The 12130-nt window shown below is 30.5% G+C and carries 12 protein-coding genes and 1 tRNA gene; 4 read left to right on the top strand and 9 right to left on the bottom strand.

The window, feature by feature from the left end:
* Window positions 1-126 precede the first annotated feature (126 nt).
* The 5 genes from uvrC to GvMRE_RS05365 all read right to left on the bottom strand — a co-directional run bounded on the left by uvrC (window position 127) and on the right by GvMRE_RS05365 (window position 5455).
* The gene (gene uvrC / locus GvMRE_RS05345) at window positions 127-1914 is read right to left on the bottom strand and encodes an excinuclease ABC subunit UvrC (RefSeq protein WP_147410224.1); all 1788 of its coding nucleotides are present in this window, start codon (window positions 1912-1914) and stop codon (window positions 127-129) included.
* A 16-nt stretch (window positions 1915-1930) separates the two neighbouring features.
* Window positions 1931-2914, bottom strand: coding sequence for a hypothetical protein (locus tag GvMRE_RS05350; protein ID WP_147410225.1), 984 nt, complete (start codon window positions 2912-2914; stop codon window positions 1931-1933).
* Between the two features lies 1 nt (window position 2915).
* Window positions 2916-4415 carry a lysine--tRNA ligase gene (gene lysS / locus GvMRE_RS05355; RefSeq protein WP_147410226.1) on the bottom strand — a complete coding sequence of 500 codons (1500 nt, stop codon included), beginning with the start codon at window positions 4413-4415 and terminating at the stop codon, window positions 2916-2918.
* Between the two features lie 148 nt (window positions 4416-4563).
* Window positions 4564-4902: a hypothetical protein gene (locus GvMRE_RS05360; protein WP_147410227.1), complete on the bottom strand. Its 339-nt coding sequence runs from the start codon at window positions 4900-4902 to the stop codon at window positions 4564-4566.
* 52 nt (window positions 4903-4954) lie between these two features.
* Entirely contained in the window at window positions 4955-5455 is a 501-nt protein-coding gene (locus GvMRE_RS05365; RefSeq protein ID WP_147410228.1) for a hypothetical protein, read from the bottom strand.
* 401 nt (window positions 5456-5856) lie between these two features.
* Here GvMRE_RS05365 and GvMRE_RS05370 point away from each other — a divergent pair, with 401 nt between their 5' ends.
* The 3 genes from GvMRE_RS05370 (at window position 5857) to GvMRE_RS05380 (ending at window position 9133) form a co-directional block, all read left to right on the top strand.
* Window positions 5857-6417: an L-threonylcarbamoyladenylate synthase gene (locus tag GvMRE_RS05370; RefSeq protein WP_147410229.1), complete on the top strand. Its 561-nt coding sequence runs from the start codon at window positions 5857-5859 to the stop codon at window positions 6415-6417.
* A gap of 144 nt (window positions 6418-6561) precedes the next feature.
* Window positions 6562-8031, top strand: a complete 1470-nt coding sequence (locus GvMRE_RS05375; RefSeq protein WP_147410230.1) for a DUF4381 domain-containing protein — start codon at window positions 6562-6564, stop codon at window positions 8029-8031.
* A 37-nt stretch (window positions 8032-8068) separates the two neighbouring features.
* Window positions 8069-9133 carry a phenylalanine--tRNA ligase subunit beta-related protein gene (locus GvMRE_RS05380; protein ID WP_147410469.1) on the top strand — a complete coding sequence of 355 codons (1065 nt, stop codon included), beginning with the start codon at window positions 8069-8071 and terminating at the stop codon, window positions 9131-9133.
* Between the two features lie 45 nt (window positions 9134-9178).
* On the opposite strand, the gene GvMRE_RS05385 is transcribed toward GvMRE_RS05380, so the two are convergent.
* The gene (locus GvMRE_RS05385) at window positions 9179-9646 is read right to left on the bottom strand and encodes an iron-sulfur cluster assembly scaffold protein (protein WP_147410231.1); all 468 of its coding nucleotides are present in this window, start codon (window positions 9644-9646) and stop codon (window positions 9179-9181) included.
* 46 nt (window positions 9647-9692) lie between these two features.
* On the opposite strand from GvMRE_RS05385, the gene GvMRE_RS05390 reads away from it, so the two are divergent.
* The gene (locus tag GvMRE_RS05390) at window positions 9693-10385 is read left to right on the top strand and encodes a hypothetical protein (RefSeq protein ID WP_147410232.1); all 693 of its coding nucleotides are present in this window, start codon (window positions 9693-9695) and stop codon (window positions 10383-10385) included.
* Between the two features lie 2 nt (window positions 10386-10387).
* Here the strand turns inward: GvMRE_RS05390 and mutM are convergent, their stop codons facing one another.
* From mutM to GvMRE_RS14520, 3 genes are all read right to left on the bottom strand, one after another.
* The gene (gene mutM, locus GvMRE_RS05395; protein ID WP_147410233.1) at window positions 10388-11353 is read right to left on the bottom strand and encodes a bifunctional DNA-formamidopyrimidine glycosylase/DNA-(apurinic or apyrimidinic site) lyase; all 966 of its coding nucleotides are present in this window, start codon (window positions 11351-11353) and stop codon (window positions 10388-10390) included.
* Window positions 11354-11436: 83 nt separating this feature from the next.
* Window positions 11437-11512, bottom strand: a tRNA-Met gene (locus tag GvMRE_RS05400).
* 77 nt (window positions 11513-11589) lie between these two features.
* Window positions 11590-11841, bottom strand: a complete 252-nt coding sequence (locus GvMRE_RS14520; RefSeq protein WP_216361628.1) for a zinc ribbon domain-containing protein — start codon at window positions 11839-11841, stop codon at window positions 11590-11592.
* Between the last annotated feature and the right edge of the window lie 289 nt (window positions 11842-12130).

Here is a 12130-nt window from a genome sequence, read left to right on the forward strand (position 1 = left end):
GCAAATCATACCAAGCAGATTTTACTCCTAGTCCCTAATAATTTTTTGAGAACTAAAAAAAGATTGAATATTGGCTCAGAATTTATTATAAAATACGAGTTTTATTTAAGCAAAACAAAGAATAGTTTAATATTTCAAAACATTTTCTCGGTGAAGTTTACGATGAAAACTAATTACATAGTGATGACACTCCTCCTGAAGATTAACAAGAAAATTTTTAAGTTCTTCATTAGCAGGCAAAGGTAGCTCTTGAAATTCACTGGTAATAATTTTTTCTGTTTGGTGTTTTTCATTTTTGACCAAGCCAACCACCGGAACTTTTAAACTTAATTCTCAGCAAACGTCTAAAACAGCTTTGACTTGGGGCTTTCCGCCGTCTACTAATAGGAGTTGTGGCAAGTATTTGCACTTTTTGTAGTGTTGTCGACAGGCTTCAGATATTCAAGACGTATCGCTCTTTTTCTTTGAAGTAGTCAGTTGGTAGATTTTTGATTTTTTTTTAGCCTTCTCTCCATTAAGGTAAACTAAAAATCCTGCTACTACATCCTGCTGAAATAAGTTAGAAACATCCAAAATTTCCAGAAAATAAGGGGTTTCAATATGCAAATATCTTCCTAATTCTTCTAAAAGGCTAATTTTGTCGCTTTTTAGCAAACTTCCGGTGTAATTTCTTTGCCAAACATGATAAGCATTTTGTTGAGCCATGGTTAAAATTTTTTTCTTTTTTCCCCTTTGGGGAATTTGACAAGTAAAGCCGAATTCTGCGGCTAACAATTCTTGATTTTCCAGTTTCTCAGACAAATACAAAATTTTGGGCGGAAGATTTTTTTGGTAAAATTGATAGAGATAAGATTGCAATAATTCTTTTTCTTCATTTAATCCTTCTTGAATGGGAAAAATTTGGGTTTCAGTAGTGCTTAACTTTCCGTAACGATAAATTAAAAAAAAACAAGTAAGCAAACCGGCTTGGGAATAGAAACCAAAAAAATCATAGCTTTCATGATAAGGAAATTCTACATTTTGCTCGCTTACAAAAAAACTAAGATTGTCTAATATTTTTTTTTCTTTTTTGGCTAATTCAAATTCTTGATTAGCAATGCTTTTCTGCAAAATTCTTTGTAATTCTTTTTTGACGACTTGTGTTTTGCCTTGAAAAAAATCAATAATTTTTTGCTTGGTTCTTTGATAATATTCTGGTTCAACTTTTTTAAAACAATGCCCCGAGCATTGCCCTAAGGAATAGTCTAAACAGGGTTTGCCTAGATTGCCTTTGCATTTGGCTAAGGGAAATACTTTTTCGAGAATTTGTAAAATTTCCCTGGCTTTGGTACCATCTGGAAAAGGACCAAAATATAAATCTTTACTGAGAGGATTAAATTTTTTTACTAGTCAGTAGCGTGGATTAGTTTCCTCAGTAATTTTGATATAAGGATAAGTGTGATTGTCCCTTAGTAAAATATTAAAACGGGGTTGGTATTTTTTAATCAAGTTCTGTTCTAAAATGAGGGCTTCCTTAGCGTTATTGGTCAGAATTATTTCTCAATTAGAAATTAAGCCTAAATACTTGCTTTGGCTTTCTTGAAAATGACGAGCAATTCTTTGGCGAAGATTTTTCGCTTTGCCAACATAAATTACTTTTTTTTGCTGGTCTTGGAGGAGATAACAACCAACTTGTGGAGGTATTTGGGCAATTTCAAGTTTGTTTGTTTGGTTCATATTGACTATTTTTTTCTTTCTTGGAACCAAACTATCCTCATAGCACTGTGCTTTATGATTTTTGGCTACTTTCTCAAAATCATCTACATAGTTAAGAATTTTTTTTAGTTCTTGGTGTTCTCAGTTATCGCGAACATCGATGATTAGGGCTTTTTGTTTGATTTTTTCGAAGTTGGGTTTTGTTGCGATAACTTCCATGAAAATAAAATCTTAATTAAACTAAAACTTTTTTTAAATAGTTTTTTACCAATTCAAAAGTCTTTAAAAATTCATTCTCTTTTTTAACTGTCTCTTTTCGCTTTAAATCGTCCGACCATCACCCGCTTTTCATATACTTTAAACTTTGTGTTATTTCATTGTCTTCAAAACTAATTGAAAGGCTTCGCTTTTGAGGTTTAATAACAAGCACTCGCTTCTTTTTTCATTTATAAACAATTGAATAATATCAATATTTTTCATCTAGGTAGGGATTTTTTAACTTTGAAATATAACGGACAGCCTCTAAAAATCATTTTTTAACTTGTTTATTAGAACTGTTTTTTTCTAAAAGTCATAGTATTATTTCTTCTTTGGTAGCAGGTAAGGGAATAGTTGGTTCATTAGTTTCCGCTTCATCCACCTTTTTTTTCTCTCTTGTTGCTCGAAACAACTCCGTATCAATTGTTTCCACATAAAAATAATCATTTCCTTCTAAATTATAAACTCCCACTTCTACAAAACTAGTGTTTTTGGCGACCAAACCTTCTCATTTATTTCTCGATTGTGAATTAACTATAACTAATTTAGGACTGCTTTCTCAACCTCTTTGATATTTGTTTATGTCAGTAACGGCTCTTAAACCATTTTTAAGATAATATTCATTAATCGCTCAATCAAACAATTTTTTCTTATCATTATTACTCAAATTTTCCTTGTAATTTATGATTTGCTTTAATTTTGTTTCGCTTTCTAATTTATATTCAAAAAAAGCAAAAGTCCTATCATTAGGATTAAAAGCAATAGTGTCTGCTATACTTTTAGAATTTACTTTTCGTTCGCTAATTAAGAAATAAAAGGAAGAAAAAAATTTGTTTAGATTATCGTTTTTCGCGAAGAAATCTCTCATTTCGCTCTCTTTATCAAAAACGTTCGGCTTTAATTTGCCCTTTTCTATTTCTTTTAAGTTTCCACTTTTTACTGCTTTTAAAAGTTTAAACATATTAACTGTTTTTACTTTTCAACTGCGGAAAAGCAATCACCTCCTTAATACTACTTTGACCAGTAAATAACATTATTAATCTATCTATACCAATTCCTAATCCCCCTGCTGGCGGCATACCATATTCCAAGGCTTCAATAAATTCCTTATCAAAACCGGCAATTTCTTCATTACCTAGTTCTTTTTGTTTAGTTTGTTCTTTGAGTCTTTTTTTTTGCTCAACAGAGTCATTTAACTCACTATATCCATTAGCAAATTCTAAACCGTTAACAAATAATTCAAATCTTTCGGCTCATAGTGGATTGTTTTTTTTACTTTTGGCCAGAGGAGAAGTTTCAATAGGATAGTCATAAACAAAAGTTGGTTGGATTAATTTCTTTTCAATAAACTTTTCAAAGAAAGTATTAATAATATGCCCAACAGTGTTCTGATAAGGTTTTAATTCTAGAGAGTATTTTTTTACTAATTCTAGTGCTTTTTCTTTATTATTTATACCAGTAAAATCAATATTTTCATATTCCTTAATTGCTTCTAACATTGACATCTTTCGAAAAGGGACTTGAAGATTAACAACATAAGAGGCTTCTTTGTCTTTCTTAAATTCAAACTTTTCCTTTTTAATAACTTCTTTAGTTAAATAGTGAAGTAACTCTTCAGTTAGACTCATCATATGTTCGGCATTTTCATAAGCCTGATAAACTTCAATGGTGGTAAATTCAGGATTGTGACGAGCATCTATGCCTTCATTACGGAATATTCGACCAATCTCATATATTTTTTCAAAACCGCTCACCAGCAACATTTTTAAAGGAATCTCAGTGGCAATGCGCAAGTAGAAATTACGTCGTAATTTGTTATGATAAGTAGTAAAAGGCTTTGCTAATGCTCCTGACGCCGAATAAACTAAGATTGGAGTCTCTATTTCAATAAACCCTTGTTGGTTTAAAAACTCGCGAATGCTATTAATGATTTGAAACCTTTGAATTAAAATTTTGCGGTTTTGGTTGTTAACAATTAAGTCTAAATAACGTTTACGAAATCTTTCTTCTTCATTGGTAAGTTCGTTTGGCAAAGGATTTAAACATTTGCTTAGAAGAGCAAAATCATTTACTTCTATGCTTAATTCACCGCTATTTGTTCTGCAAACAACTCCTTTTATTCCGACAACATCACCCTTATCTAACAATTCGGCAAAATCTTTAATTTTGTCTTGGTTTTCTTTGCTTTGACTAACTTTTAATTGAATTTTTTCACTTTGGCTAGTTAAATCAGCAAAGATTAACTTTTTGCCAAGTGGGTCCAAACGAGAAATTTTTCCAGCAACGCTTACTGAAATGTTTTTTTCTTTTAATTCGCTTTGAGAAAAAGCAGAAAATTGCTGAATAATAGTTTGCAAATTAGTATTTTGCGAAAATTTAGTTATTTGAAAAGGACTATTATATTTTTTCTCCCATTCTTGCAATTTGTTTTTTCTTGTCTCTTTTTCGCTTTCAAGGTTCATTTATAAGAATTTTTATGTTTATTTTATTTAATTAAACAATAATAAAGCGTTAGACAAGTAGTAAGCAATTTATAAAGCAATAAATCCTTTTTTATAGTTTAAAATAGTGGCAAAAAAAGAGAATTTTTGCTTTCCGTTTGGCAAATTTCTACTTTTTGATGCCTTTAAAAAAAAACTGATTTGTCTTTTGTTTAACTGCTATATTTTTCTTGAACGGTCTCACTCTCCTTGACAAAAAATAATCACTTATTAACCAGTAACCTAAACTAAATAAAATTGTTGATAAAATTAAACAAATAAAAAAAGCATTAATAGATGAATTATCTTTTGGCTTTTCAATAATTTCAATCTTAGTAGTTTTTATCTTATTAAAATCAGGATTAAAGGGTGAAGAAGCAGGACGAGTAGAATCAGCAATTTTTTTTAATATTGCTTTAACTTTTTCACCTGTAGGGGTTAATTTGTTGTTGTTTTCTTCTTCTTCCATGTTTCTTTATTTTAATTTTTACTTGTCAATACTTTTAACTCACTCTTTGTTATTAAAGAAATCTATCTCCTGCACTCGCACTTGAATAGCCATAATCAACGGCTTCACCGATTTTTTCCGCTAGTTGCTGTTGAGACTTAGCAGAAGGAGAAAAATTTCAGTCTTTACTTCAATTTCCAACTCCTCATCGAGCATCGGATGCTTCTCGATAAGCATCTTCTCTGCTATATACTGTCTTACTTCTGCTGTTATTATTTCTATCAACCAGAGTAATAGTAAGGGGACGGAAATTCCTACGTCTTTCTAATTTTTGTTGTAGTTCTCGAATTTGACTTTCTAATTGGCTAGCACTACAATTACATGAACTATTTAAACATGGTCCATAACTTTCCTGGTTTTCACTAACATAATTACTCCCACTGCGATTAATAACTTTACTCCTGGCAGAAGCCGATAAAGGTGATTTCTTTATCTGTTCTTGGTCTTTATTTTCTACATATTTTACTTCATATGTCTTCGGGGTTACCGGAATTATAAATTTATCTTTTGTCATAACATATATATTTTTATAGCAAAAAAAGAGAATTTTTATAAAATTTGGGTAGCAAATTTATAATTTTACTCTTTTAGTAAGCATGAGCGTGCGAAAGAGGGGAATTTATGAGAATTTTTTGGTGTGATTTTGATTCTAAAAAAATATCTTTATTTAGTTGTTGATTTTAAATTTGGTTAAAATTCCTATATGAATAATGACGCCCAACAACACCTTAATCAAATCACTAAAAAAACTGCATTTATTACCTAGATATCAGCAATAGAAATTTAAGCGGCAATGTTGACCTTTCCGAGTTTACTGCCCTCCAAAGTTTAAATTATTACAATAATAAATTTGAGGATTTAACTTGATTATCATCTACTTTTCCTAATTTAGAGTAAATTAACAAAAAGTTAATTATGGCTTGTTTAATTATTCTTCAAAAGAATGAAATTACTAAAATCACCTATTTATTGCAAAAAGGAGAAATTTTAGTGCTTCCTACTGATACAGTTTATGGCTTAGCACTAAGTTTAAAAAAAAGCGAAAAAGCCAACCTCATTTACCAAATCAAACAAAGGAATAAAGAAAAACCATTAGCAGTGGTAGTTTCTAACCTAAAAATGGCTAAGGACCTTGGCAAATTCGACCAAAATGCTCTTTCTCTACTTGAAAAATATCCCGCAGGGAAAATTACTTTAATTGTCCCTAAAAATTCTCATGTTTCTTATTCTTATTTTCAAAAACTGGAAAATATTGGTATTCGTATTACCGCCGATAAGTGATTAAAAAAAATTGTCAATTTGGTTGGTCCCTTATTAATGACTAGTTGAAATATCTCAGGCTGCCCTTCTTTTACTTCTCCCCAAGAAGGAAAAACTAATAACTTAATTGGAGGAGTTGTTGACGGCGGCACATTAACTGGTAAACCTTCATTGGTTTTTGATAACATTAGCAAAAAGTGAATTCGACTTAATTAAAAGCAAGAATTTTAGTATTTATCATAAAAATCATCAATATTATGATGAAAAAAAATAATACGACAAAAAACCCAGAGAGAGAGAGAGAGAGAGAGAGTTGTTTTTTTTATTTATCTAGCAAATTTCTAAAAGAGGAGGCAAGCGATGAATAAACAAGACAACTTTTATCAACAACAAAAAAACGGCAAATGAAAAGACTTAATATCTTCTTTAAAAGATAATTCTGATATTCATTCTCACATTGACAATTTAATCTCTGATGCTTATTGAAACTTTCGTCAAAAGAAAGGAATAGCAAAAGGAAAATATAACCCTGAAATTGATTTTCGAGGATTTAGTGGTTTTGAAGATTATTCCAACGAGATAACAAAGATGGGGCATTGTGCCTCCGAAGTGAATGTAAGTTGAAAAGCTATTAATGATGAAAAAGTAGCAGGTTCAGAAGTTTATAAAGAATGAATTAAAATTTCTCTTAATCAAAAACTTTTGCTAGATAGGTTGGGTATGGATAAGTGATATTCTAGCGAAAATTATTATTTGCCAGTTGGTTTTAATGAGTTAATTGCTACTATCGCTCACGAATTAGCCCATGCTTATCAAAATACTATCAACATAGAAAATGAAGAAGGGCAATCAAGAAGCGAATGCGAAAGTAGTGGAGATAAAGAAAATTATCCGCAGTTAGTGGCAGAACACGCTTCTTTAACTAGTGAAATTAAAAGTATGATTGAAAATTCTTCGGAATATCAAAGTTTTAAAGAATGATGGGATGCTGACAAAACAAACATTAATGGAGATGAAGAACAAAATTCATCGGAGGAAAATAAGGATAAAAGCACCGTAAATTTAAACAACAAAATTAATCTTATTGATGACTTAAAAGAAATCGAAAAGAACAGGATAAGATTAGTTATGTGTCGCTGTAATCGTTCTTATTTATCTGACGATGGAAAGGATTATTGCTGACAATGTGAAAAAGAGCGATGAGAAAAAGAAAGTAAGGAATGATGAGGTTTGGTTAACACTTTATCCGATGCCGAAGATTTACCAACATTAGAAAAGAATTATCAAGTTATTAAAAGCAATCCGCTTTATTCTAATAGCGAAAAGAAAGAATTTATAAAAGAAAATAGCAACAAAGAATATTTTGATAATCAATACGAATTAAACAAACATAGTTTACAAAATAAGTGAAGAACGGATTTTTATGTAGAAGAGCAAATTTGTCAAAATTGTAATGCTATTAACTACTATTCTTCTCGGGAGGTTAGAACCATCTTAAAAACGTGAACCAAAGAAAGAGAGAACCGACTTGAATTTATTTGTAAAAAGTGTAATTTGCCAAAAACAAAGTGAAAGAAAACTTTTTGCTCTTGTTGCCAGGAAATAATCGACCAAAATAATAGATTTACGCATCATTGCGAACAAATGAAAGAAAAATTGAATAACTACAAAAAAGCCCTTAATGATAAACTTTCGCAACAAGAGCCACAAAGTATAAAATCACTAAAAGGATTGCCGGGTTGAGTATGATTATTAATTTTTGCTTTTGGTTTATTAGCATTAACAGGAATTATTGCTTGACTATTTAAAAGAAAAAAAGTAAAAAAATAATAATAAAACTTCTTAACAAGTTTGAAAAAAGTAAAAAATGTATTCTTACTCAGTAATTGTTCCTAGTTATCGTTTAGATATTGAAAACCAAGAAGATTTAGTAGAAGAGATAACTCGTATTTATGGTTATGATAATCTTCCCAGTTCCTTGCCTTCTTTTCAACAAAAAAAGTTGATTATTGATAAAAACCAAGTTTATCGTGAATTAATTCGGCAGAAACTAGCCAGTCAGGGCTATCAAGAAATTATTACTTACTCCTTAATTTCCCAAGAAATTAAAAATGATTTTTCTTCCCCAAAAGAAAATAATTTTTACTGATTATCAACTCCCAAAAGTAAAAGTCATGTTTATTATCGACAAAGCCTTCTCCCTAGCCATTTAAAAACTGTTGTTTATAATTTAAATCACCAAAATGAGAACCTTTTTTTTTTCGAAATCAGTAAAATTTACTCTCCTAGTGAAGAAGAAGAGGTTTTGGCTTTAAGTGGAAACGGAAAAATAATTACTAATTCGGTTCACAAGTTAGAACAAGAATACGATTTTTTTTGGCTCAAAGGAACAATAGAAGAGATTTTTCATACTTTAAACATTATCGATATTAATTTTGTTCCTTCCCAAATAAAAGAATTGCATCCTTATCAAAGTGCTGACATTTTGCTAAAACAGGAAAAAATTGGTTTTCTGGGACAAATAAATCCTCAAATAAGCAAAAAATACCAATTAAACCAGCCAATTTTTGGAGCCCAAATTTCTTTAAGCAAGTTATTTTCTTTTCTGGCAAAAAACAAACATAAAAATTATCAAATTATTTCGCCATTTCCGAAAATTGAACAAGACTTATCACTTATTTTGGAAGAAAATATTCTGGTTGGCGAGGTCACAAAGATTATTAAAAAAAATGGTGTTCCTTGGTTAAAAAGCGTAAAAAATTTTGATGTTTATCAAAGCAAAGAAGACAAAACAAGAAGACAAAAATCTCTGACTTTTCGGTTAACTTTTCAAAGCCCAGAAGGAACTTTAAGAAAATCAGAAATCGGGGAAATGGTAAAAAAAATCGTTCTCCAATTAGAAACTTCCTTAGGTGCTAAACTAAAAACATAGTTCATAAGGCAAACTTAACTATTGTTTTGGATAAAAAACACTAATTTAATGAAATTTTAAGCATTTTTTTACTCCTCTTAAAACCAAATTAACGCATTCTATTCTTTGGGGAAATTGGGACAAATCGCCAAAAATTTCCATTTGTGGACAGTTATCTAACTGATATTTTTGCTTTTGGAGCATTTTTTCCATGTTTTCGATTTCTGTTTTTACCAATTCAATTTTTTTATTTTCCATTCAATGACAAAGAATGTTAGTTGCTGCAACTGTCAAACAGCATGCTTGTTGTTCGCTAGCAAAAAGAGCCAGTTTAACAAAATTACTTTTTTGCTGAATAAGTAAATGAATAGTATCTCCACAACTAGCATTTAAACTAGAAAAAGTGTGAAAAGAAGTATTTAAATTATTACTAGTTTCTTTTAGTTTAGCCAAAGAAACTTCATTAGTAGGATTGTTAAAATTTTCGAGGATTATTTGGCGTTTTTTTTCTTTGTCGAAAGATAAATTAGACATAAAGAATTTTTTGTTTGTTTCATTAATGTTAAAAATTATAATAAATATGTCAAGCGAAAAAAGGATTAGTGAATTAAAAAAAATCAGGGATAAAATAAATAAATCTGATATTTCCTTATCCGAATTAGCAAATTTAAGCCTTGAATACATAATGGTCTATGCTAATAATCCGGCTCAATCTATCGAAGAATTTACTAAAGAAGAATTTTTTTTAGGTGATGAAATTGATACCAAAGGTTCAAAAAAATATTTTGCTTATATTGACCAGTGAGAAAAAAACCAAGTTAGTCCTAACGAGCAAGAATTAAAAATTCTTCAACAATTTAATAAGTCCATTACTGATATGCTTAATTTTTATAAACAATCAATAGAGAGCACAAAGCAGGCTAAACAATTGAGTGAAGAAGAGAAAAAAGAGATTATTAAATCAATTCAGCAAAGACAAGAAGGTTGAAAAAAATACCAGCCCATTCTCAAACAACTTATTGAGCAAGAGAGAGAGAGAGAGAGTGAAGAGGAGGAAAAAAATTCAATTGATTCTTCACCAGAAGAGCAAACTTCCCCGTCGCCAAAGTCCACTGAAAATTCCTCTGCCAGTTCGGATAGCAGAGACAAGAAAAATGGGACGCCTTGGCATATAATTATCCCAGTAGGAATATTGGTAATTGTGCTAATTGGTGGTCTAGCGACATTTTTAATTTGGCACAAGAAAAATAATGAAAAATCAGCAAAAAAATAAATTTAGACAACTTGACATTGCGGGCAAAAAAAAGTACTTCTCTCTTTAGATTTTTTTTTATTTATTTTTTCTTCGCCAATTTCTTTTTTTTCTATTTTTAATTTTCTAATTAAATTTCCACAATTAGGACAAGATTTACCTGTTCGATTATAGACTTTCAATTTTTTTTGATAAGAGCCTTCTTTGCCTAAGGGATTAACAAAATCAAATTCTGAGGTTCCTTCTGAATTCAGTGCTTCCCTTAAAATATTTTGGGCTGAACGGACTATATTGTCTACTTCTAGTTTACTAAGTTGGTTAGTTTTTTTTAGAGGATGGATTTTAGTATCAAAAAGTATTTCTGAAGCATAAATATTACCAATTCCACTAATCATTTTTTGTTCTAACAAAGCAGTTTTGACTGGGACTTTGCGTTTTTGATAATTCTTAAATAGTAGGTCAGTGTCTACTGTCTCATCAAGTAAATCAGTTCCAATACCTTTGTAAGGTTCTAATTCCTTATAATTTTCAAAAGTTTGTAAATGAAAACCTCCAAATCGACGGGCATCACAATAAATTAATTTTGTTGATGCTTGACCGTTTTCTAAATAAAAAGTTAAGACCCTTGACTCGTCAGTGTTGTGCTTATCAAAAAAATCCTTTTGTGCTTGTTCCGAAGCAGGATTAAGTATTTTTTCCTCTATGAAATACTTTCCAGTCATTCCCAAGTGACTAACTAACACATGAGTTTTATTTTTTTCTTGGTTAGTAAGAATAAAAAATAATCATTTACCTTTTCTATCTATTTCGTGGATAGTTTTGCCTACTAGTAAATTAACAAATTTTTCCTCGCTGATTTCTTTAACCATGCTCTTTCGCTTCTTTGCTTCGTCTTCTGGCTTATAAATTTCTATTTCACGGATAGTTTTTCCAATTATTTCAGTCCTTAATATTTGGCGAACAGTTTCCACTTCGGGTAATTCAGGCATATTAAATTTTTAGTTTGTTTTTTGTCTAAGTTAATTTTAATAATACTGAAAAAATTTCTTTACTATAACTTTTTGTAAATACTTGGTGGATCCTAGAGGGCTTGAACCTCCATCTTCCCGGTTATGAGCCAGGCGCTCTACCAATTAAGCTAAAGATCCATATAAGATAATAAAATTTTAACAGTATTTCTCTTATCAGAAGCATTTTGGCAAAGTAAACTACCCCTACTTAATCCTTAAGGATTTGAAGTTGGGGGCTTCTCGGTTAAGAATTTATGGTTCTTCACAGCCTCCATTGAGACTGCTCCCCAAAGGTTAGTTCCACACCTTTCTTCACAAACTCTTTTCAAGATATTTTGTGAAGCATTTATATCTCTATTTTCTTTATAGCCACAGTGAAAACAATTGAACTTCTTTTGATTTAATTTCAGTTTGGGTTCTCTTAATTTATCACATTTGCTACATTCTTGACTTAGTATTTCGAGGATTTACTTTTACTACCTCTTTCCCAGTTTCCTGCACTTTGGAAAATAGAGTTGTCGACACTCTTCGGATATTCATTGAAATTTCTCTTTTTGTTCTTGGCTAGAATAGAGCCGATATTTGTAAGTTTTTTTGATTAACTGCTTCATATTTAAATATTCAGGTTAACCAGCCGAGAAGCAGTTAACAATTGACTGACTAATCTCAATACTTAAAACTATATTATAATTTTACTTTTTTGTTGCCATTCATTCCCTACTTATAGAAGATAGGGGTCTTCTAGCAACGAGGTGA

It is taken from the genome of endosymbiont GvMRE of Glomus versiforme, assembly GCF_003546845.1.